Source organism: Streptomyces sp. NPDC058291 (assembly GCF_042880855.1).
Taxonomy (GTDB): Bacteria; Actinomycetota; Actinomycetes; order Streptomycetales; family Streptomycetaceae; genus Streptomyces.
On record NZ_JBHVYK010000121.1, the window covers coordinates 1 to 17,879 of the forward strand.

The 17,879-nt window shown below is 71.4% G+C and carries 17 protein-coding genes and 1 pseudogene; 14 read left to right on the forward strand and 4 right to left on the reverse strand.

Features of this window, described 5'->3' with window-relative positions:
- Positions 1 to 440: helix-turn-helix domain-containing protein (locus ACFVYK_RS35255; RefSeq protein WP_389780840.1), on the reverse strand; the 440-nt coding region annotated here is incomplete at its 3' end.
- Here ACFVYK_RS35255 and ACFVYK_RS35260 point away from each other — a divergent pair.
- The 4 genes from ACFVYK_RS35260 (at position 385) to ACFVYK_RS35275 (ending at position 4,782) form a co-directional block, all read left to right on the forward strand.
- Positions 385 to 831, forward strand: a complete 447-nt coding sequence (locus tag ACFVYK_RS35260; protein WP_389780821.1) for a hypothetical protein — start codon at positions 385 to 387, stop codon at positions 829 to 831. The genes ACFVYK_RS35255 and ACFVYK_RS35260 overlap by 56 nt on opposite strands.
- A gap of 843 nt (positions 832 to 1,674) precedes the next feature.
- Positions 1,675 to 2,694: a bifunctional DNA primase/polymerase gene (locus ACFVYK_RS35265; protein ID WP_389780822.1), complete on the forward strand. Its 1,020-nt coding sequence runs from the start codon at positions 1,675 to 1,677 to the stop codon at positions 2,692 to 2,694.
- Positions 2,691 to 4,223: a phage/plasmid primase, P4 family gene (locus ACFVYK_RS35270; protein WP_389780823.1), complete on the forward strand. Its 1,533-nt coding sequence runs from the start codon at positions 2,691 to 2,693 to the stop codon at positions 4,221 to 4,223. The genes ACFVYK_RS35265 and ACFVYK_RS35270 overlap by 4 nt, the downstream gene beginning before the upstream one ends.
- A 175-nt stretch (positions 4,224 to 4,398) precedes the next feature.
- Positions 4,399 to 4,782: a DUF6009 family protein gene (locus ACFVYK_RS35275; protein WP_389780824.1), complete on the forward strand. Its 384-nt coding sequence runs from the start codon at positions 4,399 to 4,401 to the stop codon at positions 4,780 to 4,782.
- Between the two features lie 227 nt (positions 4,783 to 5,009).
- Here the strand turns inward: ACFVYK_RS35275 and ACFVYK_RS35280 are convergent.
- Positions 5,010 to 5,147, reverse strand: a pseudogene (locus tag ACFVYK_RS35280) (AsnC family protein); the annotation flags it as partial.
- 292 nt (positions 5,148 to 5,439) lie between these two features.
- Between ACFVYK_RS35280 and ACFVYK_RS35285 the strand changes: the two are divergent.
- From ACFVYK_RS35285 to ACFVYK_RS35295, 3 genes are all read left to right on the forward strand, one after another.
- On the forward strand, positions 5,440 to 6,285 hold the full coding sequence (locus tag ACFVYK_RS35285) for an SAM-dependent methyltransferase (RefSeq protein ID WP_389780825.1): 846 nt from the start codon (positions 5,440 to 5,442) through the stop codon (positions 6,283 to 6,285).
- 304 nt (positions 6,286 to 6,589) lie between these two features.
- The gene (locus ACFVYK_RS35290) at positions 6,590 to 7,231 is read left to right on the forward strand and encodes a DUF6461 domain-containing protein (protein ID WP_389780826.1); all 642 of its coding nucleotides are present in this window, start codon (positions 6,590 to 6,592) and stop codon (positions 7,229 to 7,231) included.
- Between the two features lie 218 nt (positions 7,232 to 7,449).
- Positions 7,450 to 7,902, forward strand: coding sequence for an iron chaperone (locus ACFVYK_RS35295; protein WP_389780827.1), 453 nt, complete (start codon positions 7,450 to 7,452; stop codon positions 7,900 to 7,902).
- 25 nt (positions 7,903 to 7,927) lie between these two features.
- Here the strand turns inward: ACFVYK_RS35295 and ACFVYK_RS35300 are convergent, their stop codons facing one another.
- Positions 7,928 to 8,386 (reverse strand): hypothetical protein, encoded by a 459-nt coding sequence (locus tag ACFVYK_RS35300; protein ID WP_389780828.1) that lies wholly within the window; start codon positions 8,384 to 8,386, stop codon positions 7,928 to 7,930.
- Between the two features lie 21 nt (positions 8,387 to 8,407).
- On the opposite strand from ACFVYK_RS35300, the gene ACFVYK_RS35305 reads away from it, so the two are divergent.
- The 6 genes from ACFVYK_RS35305 (at position 8,408) to ACFVYK_RS35330 (ending at position 15,967) form a co-directional block, all read left to right on the forward strand.
- Entirely contained in the window at positions 8,408 to 8,944 is a 537-nt protein-coding gene (locus ACFVYK_RS35305; RefSeq protein WP_389780829.1) for an ArsR/SmtB family transcription factor, read from the forward strand.
- Positions 8,941 to 10,236: an MFS transporter gene (locus ACFVYK_RS35310; RefSeq protein WP_389780830.1), complete on the forward strand. Its 1,296-nt coding sequence runs from the start codon at positions 8,941 to 8,943 to the stop codon at positions 10,234 to 10,236. Before ACFVYK_RS35305 ends, ACFVYK_RS35310 begins: the two co-directional genes overlap by 4 nt.
- Before the next feature lie 624 nt (positions 10,237 to 10,860).
- Positions 10,861 to 11,955 carry a bifunctional DNA primase/polymerase gene (locus tag ACFVYK_RS35315; RefSeq protein ID WP_389780831.1) on the forward strand — a complete coding sequence of 365 codons (1,095 nt, stop codon included), beginning with the start codon at positions 10,861 to 10,863 and terminating at the stop codon, positions 11,953 to 11,955.
- The gene (locus ACFVYK_RS35320) at positions 11,955 to 13,490 is read left to right on the forward strand and encodes a phage/plasmid primase, P4 family (RefSeq protein ID WP_389780832.1); all 1,536 of its coding nucleotides are present in this window, start codon (positions 11,955 to 11,957) and stop codon (positions 13,488 to 13,490) included. The genes ACFVYK_RS35315 and ACFVYK_RS35320 overlap by 1 nt, the downstream gene beginning before the upstream one ends.
- The gene (locus ACFVYK_RS35325; protein ID WP_389780833.1) at positions 13,487 to 13,888 is read left to right on the forward strand and encodes a DUF6009 family protein; all 402 of its coding nucleotides are present in this window, start codon (positions 13,487 to 13,489) and stop codon (positions 13,886 to 13,888) included. The genes ACFVYK_RS35320 and ACFVYK_RS35325 overlap by 4 nt, the downstream gene beginning before the upstream one ends.
- Before the next feature lie 537 nt (positions 13,889 to 14,425).
- A complete protein-coding gene (locus ACFVYK_RS35330; RefSeq protein ID WP_389780834.1) occupies positions 14,426 to 15,967 on the forward strand; it encodes an FAD-dependent monooxygenase in 1,542 nt (513 codons plus the stop codon).
- Here the strand turns inward: ACFVYK_RS35330 and ACFVYK_RS35335 are convergent.
- Positions 15,960 to 16,628 carry a ScbR family autoregulator-binding transcription factor gene (locus tag ACFVYK_RS35335; protein ID WP_389780835.1) on the reverse strand — a complete coding sequence of 223 codons (669 nt, stop codon included), beginning with the start codon at positions 16,626 to 16,628 and terminating at the stop codon, positions 15,960 to 15,962. The two genes, ACFVYK_RS35330 and ACFVYK_RS35335, sit on opposite strands and share 8 nt — an antisense overlap.
- A 167-nt stretch (positions 16,629 to 16,795) precedes the next feature.
- Between ACFVYK_RS35335 and ACFVYK_RS35340 the strand changes: the two genes are divergently transcribed.
- A complete protein-coding gene (locus ACFVYK_RS35340; RefSeq protein WP_389780836.1) occupies positions 16,796 to 17,650 on the forward strand; it encodes an NAD(P)H-binding protein in 855 nt (284 codons plus the stop codon).
- Positions 17,651 to 17,879: the final 229 nt, after the last annotated feature.

The window sequence follows — 17,879 nt, forward strand, 5'->3', positions numbered from 1 at the left end:
TGCCAACTCCGAAGGCCGGGCGCCCCATTGCGGGGCAACCAAAAAGGTAATGGGGGGGGGAGCGCGCGACGGCCAGGAATGGAGGCCAGGACGTCGAACGCGCGCCCCTCGACGAAGGCGGGGATCTGAAGGTGGGCGAGCAGTTCGTGCGCCCGTGGCGGCATGTGCTCGGGCCGCTTGCGGCCCGGCGACTTCAGGCGTGCCGTCGCGAGGCCGAGCAGATACGTCCGTTCGACGTCGTCGAGTTGCAGGACGCGCGCCAGTGATCCGAGGACCTGCGGGGAGGGGTTCTTGTCACGGCCCCGTTCCAGGCGCAGGTAGTAGTCGGGACTGATTCCGGCGAGCAGGGCGACTTCCTCGCGGCGCAGGCCGGGCACGCGGCGGTTGCCGCCGGGCGGGAGTCCTGCCTGTGCCGGGGACGTGGCCGTTGGCACCCGCAGCCCGGAGGCCCTCTCCGAACTCGCCGAAGAAGGCTTCGGCACGTTCGGTGTCGACGTGACGGACAGTCTCTCCGTCGCCTCCTTTCGTGACGCCGTGCACGCCTACTCAGAGGCGCTGCGCGCGCAGCTGGACGGCACCGGCGTCGGCGTCGGCGAGCTCGTCCCGCCGGCCGTCGCCACGGCAGGGCAGGAGGAGGTGAACCCGCACGCGCTGCCGCTCGACGACTTCGCCACCGAAGTCATGCACCTGCTCGCACAGGACCCCACCCCCCACGAGATCCTCGTGGGGAAAGTCCTCACGCACCGCTGGGCCGAGCGCGACGGCACCTACGACGGTCTCGTCGCACAGCGCTCCCGGGCCCTGGCCATGCTCCCCAGCCGGGAAGGCTGACGCGGTTTCCCCGATCGGCGGCGGCATCGCTCATGCCCCGTCACGGGAGCCCGTCAAGGGACTGACGAGTGCCGGGACTGGGGGACTGGGGGGCAGTGACTGAGTCTGCTTCGGTCCCTGTCGTTCAGTCCCTGGGAAAACTGCAGGTCAACTGGGGTACGGGTGCCAGATCAGGGACTGAAGGGACTCAAATCCCCCATTATGAGCCAGTCCTGCGTGTGTGTATGCGCGGGCGCGTATGAAGGACTGATTATCTATCTACACATAGCTAGCTAGCTGATAATTGGCGCTTTCAGTCCCTTCAGTCCCTTTCCGATGCCTCGATGTGGCTCTGACCTGCGAAAACAGTCAGGGACCGAAGGAAGGGACCGAACGCCGTCCAGAGCTCCTTCCGTCCCTGGTCACTCCCCGAGTCCCTGCGGGAGACCCGTTCGCCGCCCCACGTCGGGGCCAGCCCCGCGCCCCGCGTCGGGAGGGAAGCGGTAGCCCTCTGTCCGGCACGCGTCGCTTCAGTCGCTCTCATTTGGGACATTCCGCCCTGCGGGCTGCTCGGCCCCCACACCAGCCCGCAGGGCCTTCAAGGGACCGGAGGGACCGAAGAGCTGACAGCCCGCCACGCGGACAAGCAGCCGCCCGCCCCAGCCCGCAGGTCATAGACTCTCTTCCGGAACACAGTCCCTACAGTCCCTTGGGTCCCTGGCCTCAGCGCGGCACCACGTCAGCGGCTGCTCAGGGACTGAAGGACTGAAGGGACGAACACCCCCGGCAGAAGGACGACGAGTGCCCGGCCCCGGCCTGACGAGAGAGCCCACAACAGCGGGGCGGCCAGCCACGCCGCATGCCGTGGCCCGCTGGTGCGCCCTGCAGGGCTGGCCGGTCCATCCCCTCGCGAGCGGCCGCAAGACGCCCGCAGGCAACTGCGACGCCTGCCGGAAAGACCACCACCCGCCTGCACAGTGCCCCTGCCTGCCCGCAGGCCGCCCCTGTCACGGCTTTCACGCAGCGACCACCGACACCGCCCGCATCGACGCGTGGTGGTCCGCCACACCGTCCTGGGGCGTCGGCGTCGCCTGCGGGGGAGCGGACCTCATCGTCATCGACGTCGACGCGCACTCCGCACAGGTCCCCGACCGCGACCGCCTGCTGCCGGGCATCGCCATCCATGACTCCGTCGACCTGCACGGGCTGGCCTCCGGCTTCGACACGCTCGCCCTCCTGGCCGCACTGCGCCGCCGGCCCAACCCGGCCGAAGACGAGAACACTCTGCGCGTGCGCACCCCCTCGGGGGGACTGCACGTCTGGTACCGCAACCCCCACCCCGCCAGTCGGTTCCGCTGCTCCACCGGCTCCAGCTCCAAGGTCGCCCTCGCCTGGCAGGTCGACGTCCGAGCCGACGGCGGCTACATCGTCGCCCCCACCACCCGCACCGCCAAGGGCGTCTACCTGCGCGAAGGACCTGCCCATCTGCCTGCGCCGCTGCCCGAATGGCTCGGCGAAGAACTCGTGAGGACCGGTCACATGATCCAGCAGACCCCGGTCCGCCCCCGGCCTGCGGTGCCCCGCAGCCGGCGGCCTCGCGCCACGGCCGGCTGGCAGGCCGTCCTGGACCCTCTGCTCCTGGACGTGGCCGAGTGCGCCGCCACGCCCGAAGGCGCGGCCTTCACCGAGAAACTCAACAAGGCCGGCTACACCGCCGGAGGACTCGCAGCCGCCGGACATCTCGACGAACACACCGCACGTACCCTGTTGAGCGACGTGGCCGAACGCGCCCGCCCCTGGCAGAGCGCCCGCAACGAACGCATCATCGACGACGCCCTCACCGCCGGGGCCGCCCGACCGTTCCACCTCCAAGGACGTTCATGAGCAGCGCCGAGTTGCCGCGCTTCGACGCCAGCGCCGCCGCCCAGCAGATGCTGGACCTCGAACAGCCGGCCTCCCCGCCGACCCCCCTGCCCGCCCAGGCGCACACCTCCCCGTCGGCCCCGCCCTCCTGGGCCATGCCCGCGCCACTGCCCAGCACTCTCACCGACCGCGGCAACGCCAAGCTCTTCGTCGCGCTCTACCGCGACCAGTTCCGCCACGTCGAGGGCCTCGGCTGGTTCTGCTGGGACGGCTACCGCTGGAAGCGCACCGGAGGCGAGAAGGCCGCCCTGTGGGCCGCCGGCGAGATGGCCGAGGACATGCCCGACAGCGACCCCCGCGGCCTCTTCAGCGACCGCGACCTCCTCCACCACAAAAAGCGGACCCTGTCGACCACCGGCATGAAAGCCCTCCTCACCCAGGCCAAAGCGTCCCCGGACCTCTCCCTGGACCCCGACAACCTCGACGGCGACCCCTACGCCCTGTGCACCCCCGGTGGCGTCGTCGACCTGCACACCGGCCTGCTGCGCAAGCCGAACCCCACCCGCGACTTCCACTCGCGCGCCACCAGCGTCGCCCCCCAGCACACCGAGACCCCGCGCTGGCACCGCTTCCTGCACGACACCTTCGGCGACGACGCCGAAGGCCAGGAAATGATCGACTTCCTGCACCTGCTGCTGGGCTACTCCATCACCGGCGACGTCGGCGCGCAGGTACTGCCGTTCCTCCACGGACACGGCAAGAACGGCAAGAGCGTCCTGCTGGACACCATGATCCAGATCCTGGGCGACTACGCCGACGCCGCTCCGCCCGGCTTCCTCATGGACCGCGGCTCCTTCTCCGAGCACTCCACCGAACTCACCGAACTCCACGGACGCCGCCTCATCGTCTGCAGCGAGCTCAAGCCCAACGACAAGTTCGACGAGGCCCGGGTCCGGCTGCTGACCGGCGGAGACAAGATCAAAGCCCGCCGCATGCGCCAGGACTACTTCTCCTTCACCCCCACCCACCACCTGTGGCTGCTCGGCAACCACCGGCCCGAAGTCACCACAGGCGGCTTCGCCTTCTGGCGCCGCATCCGCCTGCTGCCCTTCGAGCGCACCGTCCCCGACCACCGCAAGATCGACAACCTGGCCTTCGAACTCGTCCGCGACGAAGGCCCCGGCATCCTGCAGTGGCTCATCGAAGGCGCTCGCCGCTACCTCGCCACCCGTGACAGCCTCGAAGGCCCCGACCGCGTGCGCATCGCCACCACCGCCTACGCCAACACCGAAGACCACATCGGCCGCTTCCTCAGCGAATGCTGTACCAACGACCTCGAGAACCAACCCGACCTGCGCGTCGAACAAGGCCTCCTCTACACCGCCTACGCCGCATGGTGCAGCGCGGGTGAAGGCATCCGCCCCGCGGGAACCCGAGCCTTCGCCACCCGCGTCCGGCAAGAAGTCGGCCTCGCCTCACCCGCAGACATGATCAAATCCAACGGCCGCAAGTACTACCCGGGCCTCGCCCTGCTGGAAACCCCGTCATGAATCGACACCAAGCCCCGCACACCACCCTCGGCCCCCCACGGGCACAGAGGCCCCTACCCACCCCTGTCCGCCCGGCCTACCATGGACCGGCGGGGCCACGTCCAGCCGCGGGCGATTCACCAGACCACGAGGCGGGAAGCCACACCGCCCCGCAGAACAAGGAGGGGCGACAGCCATGAGCTCGCTACTGACCGAGGGCGATCTCACCCACGAGGAACACGTCGTGTGGCTGGAAGACCCCGAGAACCTCGACTACGTCCGCCAGGCCCTCGACAAGACCCGGCGCCGCAACACCAAACCCCCCTACGCCCGCGACGGACGCATGGTCGGCTACGCCCAACTCGACGACGAAGCCGAACCCGACCCCGACAGCGGCCTGTACAAGCGCCGCGTCTTCTTCCTCCTCCCGCACGACCGCGACAGCCTCCCCGGCGGCCTCTACCGTGAGGGCGCGCCCGGTGAAGCCGTGGACCCGCGCACCATCGAGGTCAAGAAGGTGGGGGAGAAGACCCCGCGCTCACAGCGAGGTCCGGCAGCCATAACCGGCACCTCCTCGTAAGACCTCGCTGCATCGCACCGGCTCCCAGGTGCTCGAAGGGCGCCGCCCTTCGAGCCGGGCGGCAGCTCGTCGTGTGCCTCACCCCGGCGAGAAGGCGGCCCCGGAGAGGGCACCGGGCCCACCGCCTTGAGCGTTCGTGGGACCGAAGCAGTCTCCAGGCCGGTGGTACGGGCCACCGGGGCCGGTTGCGCACCATCCCCCTCGCCCTCTCCGGGCGATACGACGGGGGCCTCGATGCGCAGCCGGCGGTAGCGACGGGCGACGGTCTGCGGTGAGACGCCGAGGGCGGCTGCCATCCGATGGAAGGGAGCGCGGCCGTCGATGTGCAGCGCGTGGATCAGAGCGCGGTCCAGGTCATCCAGCATGCGCACATCCTCCGGTAAGGGCCCGCTCCGGTGGAATGCAGGAGATAACTCGGAGCGCGCTACCATCGCAGTCGCACGGTCCCGCGGAATTCGATCCGGGAAACCACTGGGGCTGAGATGTTCAGGGGCAGCGGGGGCACGGAAAGCGAACGAGTCGGCTGCCTTCCGGCCACCTTTCGCGCTCCACCAGCCAGGAAATAGTCAGCGATTTCGACAGGTGTTCAGGGCAAACAGGCCACTCACGAGGCTTGACTTTTTGGTCGAATTGACCTCGTCTGAGGAGGATTTTATCGTGGAGCTGAAGACACCTTCGCTCGGGGTCGGGCGGACCGCGCTCTTCACCGCCTGGATGCGACAACTGGAAAGCGAACGTCCGGATGCGCTGTTCGGGGACCCGCTGGCCGCCGTGATGCTCTCGGCGCTGGCGGAGGACCCGGTGCTGGCCGAGGTCACCGAGATGATCAAGCAGACCCACGACAGCGCGGCCGGCTTCCCGACGTACTTCGCGGTGCGTACGCGGTTCCTCGACGACGAGATCCTGGACGCGCTCGGCTCAGGGATCCGCCAGGTCGTCACGCTGGCCGCGGGAGTGGACGGCCGTACCGTACGCCTGGGGCTGCCGCCCGGGACCCGGTGGTTCGAGGTGGATCTGCCCGAGATGACGCAGTTCAAGAACGCCCTCCTCGCCCACTCTGGACTGGCCTTGGCGTGCGAGCGCCGCGGGGTGGCCGCCGATCTGCGCGAGGACTGGCAGGCATCCCTGCGAGCTGCGGGTTTCGACCCGCAGCAGCCTACGGTCTGGTTGGTCGAAGGCCTGCTGATGTACCTGACCCGTGCGGCCGGGGAGTCGCTCGTCGCCGGTCTCACCGAACTGTCCGCGCCGGGGAGCCGGCTCATGCTCGAGCACCTCAAGGCGGCCATGCTCGAGGAGGAGGGCAGGTTCGTGCGCGAACGGGTCGAGGAGCAGGGCGCCGAGTGGGTCTCCGCCCGTGACGACCTCGAGGAGTGGCTGGGCGGCCATGGATGGCAGGCCCGGGTGTACGCGGGCGACGACCCGCACATCGGACATGGGCGCCCGGTCGCGCCGCTCCCGGCTTGTTGGCTGGCGGCTGCCGCGCTCCCGAATGGGCGCCTCTGAGCGTGCTCCCGGGTGTACAGCCGACAATCCGGGATTCAACAGTCTGTCGTCGGTTGCAGTATTTCTCGCCATCAGTTTTTGGCCGATACGTGCCACGCGGCGCTGATCTGACGTCGGCGCCATGGCGTAGACCACCGGGTACGGTCATTTCGCGGCGCGTTCCCCGTGGTTCATCTCCCCGGCATTCGCGCAGCTCGGCAACAGATTTCGACCGCAGCGCAGGCTGCTTACCGAAAGTCGCCGTTCTGAGTTCGAGACGGCTCACTGCGCCGGGCGATACCGAAGCGAACGACGGAGGCACGACATGACGATAGGCACGGACATGGATGCGCACAGCTGGGCGGTGGCCTGGATGTGCGTCACCTTCACCCGCGGCCTGAGCCCCGAGGAGGTCTTCACCCGCTACGGAGCGGACCCGGACCAGGCACGCCTGCTCGACTGGGACACGGCCTCGGATCTCGTCTCGGGAGACTCCGGCGACGGGACGGTCTGCCTGCTGCGGTCCGGGAGGATCGGCGAATGGGCCTTCTGCGTCGAGGAGGAAGGCGGCAACGGCTTCGGGGGAGAACTGCTCGCGGTGCTGTCTCGGGGCACCGAGACCTACAGCCTGGCGACGACCGAGGGGATCGACGTCTTCCAGTACTGGCGTGACGGCACGTGCGTCGAGTACTTCGAGCCCGGCATGGAGCACACCCGCTCGGAACCGCACGGCCCCTGGTGGGACCGGGTGGAAGCGGCGCTCGCCGCACACGAGGGCGAGGACGGCGGGACGGCGCCTGCGGTCGCCCTGGTACTGGACCACCTCGGCATTACCCTGGACGACGCCACTCTCGCCGGCCCCTGGCCCAGCCTGACGCTCACCGAGGACCACACCCTCACCGCGCCACTGGGCGACACCTACGCGGGCGAGGGACCGGTTCCGCCCGGGACTGTCGTGGTCCTCTAGGGCCCCGCGCTCCGCGGTGAATGGGTACGGATGACGTTCACAGCGGCGATGCCGCCGGCAGCCTCCGACCATCGGCGTACGGGCCGGCCTGGGGTTCCAGTGGGTCTCCAGTGGAAATCAAGGGCTTGTCGGTCGGCGGATGCTGTACTGGCCGAAGGGACCGGGCTCGGCCGAGCGCGCGGGTCGGTCTTCGTGACCCACGGGCTACGGGAGAGACCATGAGCAACACCAAGAGCGACACGTACGAGGGCTTCTCGGCCGAGGAACGGGCCGCGATGAAGGACCACGCCAAGGAGCAGAAGGCCGCGGCGCGGCGCGGCTCACGGGCGGACAAGGAGGCGCTGGCGGAGCAGGAGGTACTCGCCAAGATCGCCGAGATGCAGGACACGGACCGCGTCATGGCCGAGCGGGTCCACGCCGTCGTCACCGCCAGCGCTCCTCAGCTCGCGCCGAAGCTCTGGTACGGCATGCCCGCCTACGCACTGGACGGCAAGGTCGTCTGCTTCTTCCAGAGCGCGGCGAAGTTCAAGGCGCGCTACGCGACGCTCGGCTTCAACGACGCCGCCAAACTGGACCAGGGCTCCATGTGGGCGACCGGCTTCGCCCTGACCGAGGTGACGGACGAGGTCGAGGAGCAGATCGCGGCGCTGGTCAAGCAGGCCGTCAGCTGATACGGCCCGCTGGAACGGCCCTCACTCAGGCATCGGGGCCAGCCTTCATCAGGCATCGGGGCCAGCCTTCATCAGGCATCGAGGCCACCTTCCTTGAGGCATCGGGGTCCCGCCGGTTTTCCGGCGGGACCCCGGTTTTTTGTTCGCGGTGTGATCGCGGCACGGCGCGGCACGGCACGTACGAACGGCTCGGCATTGAGCGTGTGCGCGTGGCGGGCGTCGTGCGCGTCGGCTTCGTCGCGTGCGCGTCGGCTTCGTACGCGCCGCCTCGTGCGCAGAAGCTCTCACGCGCGTCGTCGACGAGTACGGCGGCACGGCCGGAGTGACCGGCGTCGTCGTAGCTGCTGGTGCCCTCGTCCAGCAGCGGTCGCTGCGTCCTGAGCGACGTCCACGCGCGCGTACCGGGCGCGTACCGGGCGCGTGCGCGCCCGAGGTTGACAGCAGTTTCCGCGAGTCCGCCCGAACCCCCTTGCGTAATGGTCAAGAATCGTTGACCATTCCTCGCATGCCTACCGACGATCTCCCCGAGACGCTTCACGTCACCACGGAAGACCAGCTGCGCGCGGTCTCCAGTCTCACGCGTCACCGGATCATGGCCGTGCTCCGCTTCGAGCCCGCGACGATCACGCAGATCGCCGAGCGGGTGGGCCTCGCGAAGGGGAGTTCCAGCTACCACGTACGGCTGCTGGAGCGGGCCGGCCTGGTGAAGGTGGTGCGGACGCGGAAGGTGCGGGGCGTCACCGAGCGGTACTACGCGATGGCCGCGCGGGCGATCGCGCTGCCGGATCCGGGCGAGGGCGGGCCGGACGTGCTGATGCGCCATGCCGTGGCTGATCTGGAGGCGTCGCCGGTGGACGAGCGGCACGTGCGGATGGCGCATCTGCGGCTCACCGACGAGCAGTTCGCAGAGCTGGGAGCGCGGTTGCAGGCACTGGCGGACGAGTACCGGGAACTGTCGGATCCGTCGCTGCCGGACGCGTCCCTCGTCTTCGCGCTGTTCCACCCGGCGTCGCGCGAGCAGGCCGAGGGGAGCGCCAAGTGACCTCCGACGTCAGGAAGTTGCCGACCGGGTTCGGACGGCTGTGGACCGCGCAGACGGTGTCCTCGCTCGGTGACGGGGTGTCACATGCCGCGCTGCCGCTGATCGCGCTGACGTTGACGCGGGATCCGATGGCGCTCGCCGTCGTCACGGCCGCCGGGACGCTGCCGTGGCTGCTCTTCGGGGTGCTCGGCGGCGCGCTGGTGGACCGCTGGGACCACCGGCGCACGATGTGGGTCGCGGACACGGCGCGAGCGTTGCTGCTCGCGATACCCGCGGCCGCGGCCGCGCTCGACGTGCTGAGCATCCCGCTGCTCGCGATCGTCGCCTTCCTGCTCGGCCTCGGCGGACTCTTCTTCGACACGGCCGCCACGGCCTACCTGCCCGGTCTGCTCCGCCGCGACCCCGCACTCCTGGAGCGCGCCAACTCCCGCCTGCGCGGCGCCCAGACCGCCATGTCCGGCTTCGCGGGGCCGCCCGCGGGCAGTGCGCTGCTCGCGCTCGGGCGGGCCGTTCCGCTGCTCGCCGACGCGGTGTCCTTCATGCTCTCCGCACTGCTCGTACGGACGCTGCCCGCCATGCCCCGGCCGGCGCCGGAGGTCCGCGAGTCGCTGCTTCGGCAGGCGCGGGCCGGGGCCTCGTACGTCTTCCGGGACCGGTTGCTGCTCGGGCTCGCGCTGCGCCCGGCGGTCGGCAACATCGCCTTCCTCGCCGTGGAGACCGTCCTCGCCCTCTTCGCGCACGACCGCCTGGGCATCGACGCCCACGGCTTCGGTCTGCTCCTCACGGCGGAGGCCACCGGCGGCCTTCTCGGCGCGGGCATCGCCTCCTTCCTCGGCCGACACCTCGGCACCGGCACCGCACTGACCTGCACGGCCGCTGTCGAAGGGCTCGCCATCCTGGGCCTGGCCGCTGCCCCCGACCCGTACGCGGCCGGGCTGGCGCTCGCCGTCTGCGGGGCCGGCATGGGCGCCACGATGGTGCTCGGACCCTCCCTGCGGCAGGCGATCGTCCCGGCCCGCCTCATCGGACGGGTCGCCTCCACCTCCCGCATGCTGGCCATGTGCGCCGCCCCCTTCGGGGCCTTCCTCGGCGGCTGGCTGGCCACCGCCTACGACATCCGCACCCCGCTCTACGCCGCCGCCGGCCTCCTCCTGGCGATGACGGCCGTCACGGCGTCCATGACCGGCAACCGCCGGGTCGAAGCGGCGCTGCGGGCCGCCGCCCCGGTCGACGGTGAGGATCACCCGGCAGCCAAGGACCAAGTCCGGGAGAGCGCGCCCGAATTGCTGTGACGCCTGCCGCGCGGGCGTCGCCGGGCTCGGACGGACGCGGTGGGCGACGTCGGATTCGACGGACTGCCGGTCGGCCTCGGCGAAGAGCAGCCCGAGCCGGGACGGTCCCGGACCCGGCCGGCGGGCGAGGCACGGGCGGTCGTGGACGTTCGCTACAGGGTCGCTTGAGTCGCTGTCGACGGACTCACGGAGAACCGGGGGACCGTTTCCGCCGCCGCGGCCGGATTGCGCGGACGGGACCAGCGACTGAAGCCCAGCGACCGAACCGGGCTTCGGTCGCTCTCGGTCGCCGGTGTGAAGTAGCAGGTCAGGGCCTTGCATGGGAGAGATCAGCGACTGAAGCGACTCAAGGGCCGGGTATATGAAGGCACTAGCGCGCATGTGTGCGTGTGCGCGTGTGCGTCATATATAGAGACCTAGAGTCGCTTCAGTCGCTATTTTTTGGCTTTCCAGAGCTGTGACCTGCGGTTTTCTTCAGCACGGGACGAGCGACTCAAGACGCCAGAGTCGCTGCGGCGGCTGCGCTTCAGTCGCTGGACCACTGGAAGAAGCCCGCTGGCCGCCCGCTCGCTTCGCTACTCTGTCCCCGTTGCTCAGTCGCTTGGGTCGCTGACGGGGGGTGCGATGGCCTCTGAGCTGGGGGAGTGTCGCAGTCATGCACCACGACCGGCGTTAGTCGGATGGTCGCTGGCCATTGCCCGGTGGTGCGCCACCCGGGGCTGGCCCGTCCATCCGCTCGCGCCGGGACGCAAGACTCCGGCGGGCAACTGCGCCGCCTGCCGGACGCCGGGACACACGCACCGGGGGTGCGGCTGCGCCGCGGCCGGCCGCTGGTGCCACGGCTTCCACGCCGCGACCCTGGACGACGCCCGCATCGAGCAGTGGTGGGGCGCGCATCCGGGCCTGGGCGTCGGGGTCGCCTGCGGGCCCGCAGGTCTGGTCGTCCTCGACATCGACGCCCACGAACGCCGGCTGCCGCAGCGCGACCGGCTGCTGCCGGGCATCGAGATCTCCCCGGACATCGACCTGACGGGACTGGCCGACGGCTTCCACACGATCGGCGTCCTCGCCGCCCTTCGGGGCGTCGTCAGCCCGGCGGACGACGACGCCACCCTGCGGGTCCGCACCCCTTCGGGAGGCCTCCACGTCTGGTACAGGGCCCGTCCGGGGCACCGCTGGCAGTGCTCCACCGGGTCGGGGGCCCGCGCGCTGGCCTGGCAGGTCGACGTACGGGCGCACGGCGGATACATCGTGGCCCCCGGCACCATGACCGAGGCCGGGACGTACCGGCGCGTGGGGACCGCCCGCGAGCCCGCCCCGCTGCCGGACTGGCTCGCCCGGGAACTCGAACGGACCGGGCATCTGCCGTCCGCGGCCGTCCCGCCGCCCGGCGCCGTGCCGCCACGGGCCCGACAGGCCGTCCAGGCGGCCGGGGGCGGCCAGGACGGCGCAGGCCGCCTGCTGGCGGCGTTACTCGCCGAGGTGGCCGCCTGCGCCGCCACACCCGAGGGCGCCGGCTTCTCCGAGAAGCTGAACCGGGCCGCGTACACCGCCGGGGGACTGGTGGCCGCCGGGCGGCTGGACGAGGCCGAGGCGCACCGTCTGCTGCGCGAGACGGCCGAGCTGGCCCGTCCGGGCCGGCAGCGCCGCTCCGGAGCCATCATCCGCAGCGGCGTGAACGCCGGCACGCTGCGACCGCTGTACTCGGAAGGGCGCTGATGACGTCAGGCAACGGCAAGACCCTCTTCGATCCGCAGGCGGTCGCCGCCCAGATCCTGTACGCCCAGCCCGAGCAGAGGCGCCCGGCGAACGGCGCGAACGGCCAGGAGCACCGCACGCCCGGTCCGCAGGCGGCCGGACAGGGCGAGGTGACCGCCGACGGGCTGCTCCCGGACACCCTCAGCGACCGCGGCAACGCCAAGCTGTTCGTCAAGCTGTACGCCGGCGACTACCGGCATGTCCCCGGCCTCGGCTGGTTCCGCTGGGACGGCGCACGCTGGCGGGTGGACGAGGACGACACCGTGATGTGGGCCGCCGGCGACCTGGCCGAGTCCCTGGCGACGACCGACCCGCGCGGCCACTTCACCCCGGCCGCCCTGCAACAGCACCGTAGACGGGCCCTGAGCACCAGCGGCATGAACGCGATGCTCACCCAGGCCAGGTCGGCGCCCGGCATGGTCCTCACCGCCGCGCTGCTGGACGCCGACCCCTACGTGCTGTGCACCCCCGGGGGCATCGTCGACCTGCGGACCGGCGCGATCCGCACGCCCGATCCGAACAAGGACTTCCACTCCCGGTCCACCACCGTGGCCCCCGAGCCGATACCCACGCCCCGCTGGCACCGGTTCCTCACCGACACCTTCGGCGACGGCCCCGAGGGCGCGGAGATGATCGACTTCCTGCACCTGCTGCTCGGCTACTCCATCACCGGGGACGTGGGCGGCCAGGTCATGCCCTTCCTGTTCGGCTCCGGCAAGAACGGCAAGTCGGTGCTGCTGGACGCCCTGATGAAGCTGCTGGGCGACTACGCCGACGCGGCGCCGCCGGGCTTCCTGATGGCCCGCCCCTACGAGGGCCACCCCACCGACCTCGCGGAACTGCACGGCCGGCGCGTCATCGTGTGCAGCGAGGTCAAGCCCGGCGACCGCTTCGACGAGGCCCGCGTGAAGCTGCTCACCGGCGGGGACCGCATCAAGGCCCGCCGGATGCGGCAGGACTTCTTCAGCTTCGCGCCGACCCACAAACTGTGGCTGCTGGGCAACCACCGGCCCGAGGTCGGCACGGGAGGCTTCGCGTTCTGGCGCCGGATGCGGCTCATCCCGTTCGAGCGCGTGGTCTCCGACGACCGCAAGATCGACAACCTCGCGGACGTCCTCGTCACCGAGGAGGGGCCCGGCATCCTCAACTGGCTGATCACGGGCGCCCGCCGGTACCTGGCGGGGGAGCGCGACCTCACCGGCCCCGAGCGCGTCCGGATCGCCACGACCGCTTATGCCGAGACGGAGGACCACACCGGCCGGTTCCTGAGCGAGTCGTGCCGGATCGAGCCCCCGCTGCGGGCGGAACAAGCGCAGCTGTACGCCGCCTACAAGACCTGGTGTCAGAATGACGGAGCTCCGGCCGTCTCGTCCCGCGCCTTCGCGGCAAGGGTTCGGGAGGTCGTGGGACTGGCCTCGCCCAAGGAGATGATCCTGTCCAACCAGCGGAAGTACTACCCGGGTATCGGACTGGTGGCCGACGAGGAGACAGCATGAGCGCTCTCATCGGAGAGGACGAGATCCTCCATGAGGCCGGACTGGTCTGGCTGGAGGACATAGCTGCTCTCGACTACGTCCGGCAGAGCCTGGACCGGCTGCCGACCAGGCGGGGAAAGCCCGCCTACCACCGTGACGGACGCATGGTCGGCTACGCGCTGCTCGGGCCTCAGGCCAAGCCGTCGCGTTCGTCGGGCACCTTCCGCCGCCGGGTGTTCTGGCTGCTCCCGCACGACCGGGACGCCGACCCCGAGGGCCTGTACGCCACCGGGGCGCCCGCGGAGGCCGTCGACCCGCGCACCCTGTCCCCGGGGCGCAAAGGACGCAAGACCGAGCGGTCGGAGGGCGGTCCGCTGTCGTCGGCGGTGCGGGATCCGGGCAAGCGGCTGGGGCTCTGAGCGTGCGTCCCGCTCCCGTGGCCGGCGATCCTGCGGCGGACGCGGCGCCGACGACGCCGGCCCCGTGACGGGACCGGACGCCCGCATGACGCTCCCGGCGCACGCCCGCCGCCTGGGGGCGTGCGTCTGCGCGGACCGACCGGGGAGTGGTCGGGGGAGCGGCCGCGACCTCGAGAGTGACTACAGCTCGGGAGCGGCGCACGAGGAGCGGCCGCACCCCGGCGGTGATGCCGGCAGAGCGCGCGGGCCTGCGCTGCTGCGGCTGCGGGGGCCCGTGGTGAGCAGGGAGATGATCGGCGCCGGAGCGCCCGGCGGCAGGTCCTCGGGCACGGCGTTGTGCGGGTCTTGAAAAGAACCGTCCAATCGGTATATTCCTTGGGCGTCAGCCGCCCCGCTCGCCGGGCGACCGGTCGGCTGCCATACGCCACAGCAGGGGGAGGGGCGTGACAGCGTGTGCTTTCTTCCCAGGCCGGACAGGCCTTTGCCGTGTCCCCGGACCCCTGCCGCTGCACATCGAGGTCAAGGGGAGGTCCTACGGTGAACAGTCGTCTGCGTGCCCAGGTCGTGATCGTGGGGGGAGGCCCCGTCGGCATGCTGCTGGCGGCCGAGCTGGGGGACTACGGGGTCAGCACCGTCCTGCTGGAGGCGCAGGCGTCCGTCTCGGAACGTCCCAAGGCCTCGGTGCTGCACGCCAGGGCGCTGCAGGGACTCGCCAGGCGCGGGTATTTCAGCGAACTCGTCCCGCGGGCCGCCACGGCGACGGGCGAGACCGAGGCCCCGTTCCGCTTCGCCGGCATACCCGGCCTGTCCGTCACCGCCCCCGCCTCGGAGCCCGGCCCCATCCTGAAGCGCCCTCAGGCCGAGCTGGAGCGCCTGTTCGAACAGCGGGCGCGAGCCGCGGGCGTACGGGTCCTGCGCGAGCACCGCGTGACCGAGGTGAGCCAGGACCAGGACGGCGTCCGGGTGCTGGCGGAAGGACCCTCGGGACGCGTCGAGTGCACCGCCCGCTACCTGGTGGGCGCGGACGGCGGCCGCAGCACGGTCCGGGAGCTGGCGGGCATCCCGTCGCAGACCTACCCCGCCACCACCTCCGGACTGGCCGCACTCGTGACCCTGGACGACCCGGACGACCTGCCGTCGGGCTGGCACCGCACCCCGCGCGGTTGGATCGTCGCCCGCGACATCCCGGGCGCCGGCACGCACGTCAAGACCCTCGACTGCTCCGGCCCCCACCCCGGGCGCCATCTGCCGCCCACCGCGCGAGAACTGCGCGACGAACTCGCCCGGATCGCCGGGAAGGAGATCGCCTTCCGACGGCCGCGCTGGCTCAGCCGCTTCAGCGACTTCGCCCGGCTCGCCCACTCCTACCGCCACGGGCGGGTGTTCCTGGCGGGCGACGCGGCGCACATGCACTTCCCGGTCGGCGCCCTCGGACTGAGCACCGGCGTGCAGGACGCCCTCAACCTGGGCTGGAAACTCGCCTTCGTCGCGCGGGGATTCGCCGGGGAGGACCTGCTCGACACCTACGACACGGAGCGCCGGCCGGCCGCCCGCAGCGTCATCGACAACACGCGGGCCCAGCTCGCCCTGATGCGTTCGGGACCCGAGATCGACGCCCTGCACGCCCTGTTCGCCGGACTGGTCGCGGCGGACCGGGGCAGCCGGCACCTCAGCGACCTGATCAGCGGTCAGGACATGGTCCTCCCCCGGCGTACGCAGCGGCCCTCGCCCTGGGAAGGAAGGTTTCTGCAGAACCTGTCCCTGCAGACGCGTGAGGGCCGGACGGACGTGATCGGGCTGCTGCGGGCCGGCAGACCGTTGGTGCTCGTCTTCGGCGAGGACGACGGCCGCCACGTCGAACGGGCCCGCGACTGGGCCCAGATGGTGAGCACCGTCCGTGTCGAGCCCACCCCCCAGGTCGCGTGCGACGCGCTGCTGGTACGCCCCGACGGCTACATCGCCTGGGCCGGCGCTCCCGGCGGAGACCGCCTGGACGAGGCGCTCGAGCTGTACTTCGGCGCCCGGCCGGCCCGGTCCGTGCCGCAGCCGGCCATGACGGGCGCGGGAGCATTCAGCTGACGGCGGCCGCCGGCTGCCGGTCCAGCCGCCGCCGGATCTCCTCGTAGATCGCCTCGCCCCGCGACTCGGACAGATCCAGCGAGGTGAGAACGGAAGGTCCGGCGATGCTGGGGAACAGATGATGCAGCAGCGCGGAGGTCCTCATCCGCAGGTCCTGATAGTCGCTGACGACCTGGGACATGGACTGCACGCCCGCGAAGGTGCTCACCACGATGTCGGCGGTCACGGAGGGCACGACGTGGGGCAGCAGCTCGCCCTGGGCCTGAGCCTTCTCCAGCAGCTCACGGCACACGGAGCTCCAGCGCATGAAGGGGCCGCTGCGGTCCAGGCCCTTCGCGTGCTGGTCCATGCTCAGCCGCACGCCCGCGCGCACCATCGGGTCCGACTGCAGGCGGTAGGCGTGCAGCAGCACCGCGTCCGCCAGCTCCTGCAGCTTGTAGGCGCGCTCGGGGATCACGAACCGCTGGTCCTGCTCGTTGAGCACACCCTGGGCCAGCTGTTCCTTCGACTCGAAGTGGAAGTACAGCGCTCCCTTGGTCACACCGGCCGCGGTGAGGATCTCGGAGATGGTCGCGGCCTGGTAGCCGCGCTCCTCGAAGACCTTCGCCGCTGCCTTGAGGATGGTCCTGCGCGTGCGGAACGCACGCTCCTGCTTCACCACTTGGCGGTCCTCCCGTTCTTGGAGATCACATCGGTCAGCGGAGCCCAGGGCCGACTTCCTCAAAAAACCGCCCAGTTTGTATCTTACAACCGGTGGGGTGCGCCGCCTCAAGAGTCGGGCAGCAAGCGCTTCGCACTCCGGTGCCCTGCCGGCGGAGGAGGACACCCGTGATTCTCGTGACAGGCGCCACCGGAACCGTCGGACGGGAGGTGCTGCGGGCGCTTCCCGACGGCCTCCCGGTGCGGGTCATGGCCAGGGACCCCGCCCGCGTGCAGACGGCGGCCCCCGGGGCCGAGATCGTGGCCGGCGACTACGGCGACCCGCGCTCACTGGACCGCGCTCTTCGCGGGGTGAGCCGCGCGTTCCTCCTCACCAACCGGGTCGGCGGCGACGACGACGCGCGCTTCCTGCGCGCCGCGCGCTCCGCCGGGGTGCGCCACCTGGTCAAGGTGTCCGCGGCCGCCGTCGCGGACGACGACGCGCACGACCTCGTCACCCGCTGGCAGCGCGCCAACGAGGAGCTGCTGCTGAGCTGCGGGACGCCGTGGACGCTGCTGCGCCCGCGGGCCTTCATGTCCAACACGCTGTCCTGGGCTGCGTCCATCGCCTCCGAGCGGGTGGTGCGCGCCCTGTACGGCACGTCGCGCAACGCGTGCGTCGACCCGCGCGACGTCGCCGCCGCGGCCGTGTGCGCACTGACCGAGGACGGACACGAAGGGCGCGTCCACACCCTGACCGGGCCCGAGCCGATCAGCGCGGTCGAGCAGACGGCGCAGCTCGGCCGGCTGCTGGGCGCCCCCCTGCGCTTCGAGGAGCTGTCCCCGGACCAGGCGCGCGCCCTGCTGGGCAGGCGTCACCCCCCGGCCGTCGTCGAGGCGCTGCTGGCCGCGGCGCGGCGGCAGCGGGCGGGGGCCAAGGCGCGGGTGGAGGACACCGTCCTGCGGCTGACCGGCCGGCCGGCCCGGTCCTTCGGGACGTGGGCCGCGGACCACCTCGCGGCGTTCGGCGCCGCCCCGCGGTAGGCGAGCGCCGGACGGCACGGCGCGCCCCGGGGCGGTCCCGCACCGGATGACGACCGGACGGGCGTACCGCGCGGGCGCCCGTCCGAGGACGGCGGGTGGTCCGCCGCGCCCGGCAACGGCTGCCCGGACGGGGGCGCGAGGGCACGCACCTGAACCGGAGGGCGCGTGGCCGTCCGCCGCGCCCGGCAACGGCTGCCCGGACGGGGGCGCGAGGGCACGCACCTGAACG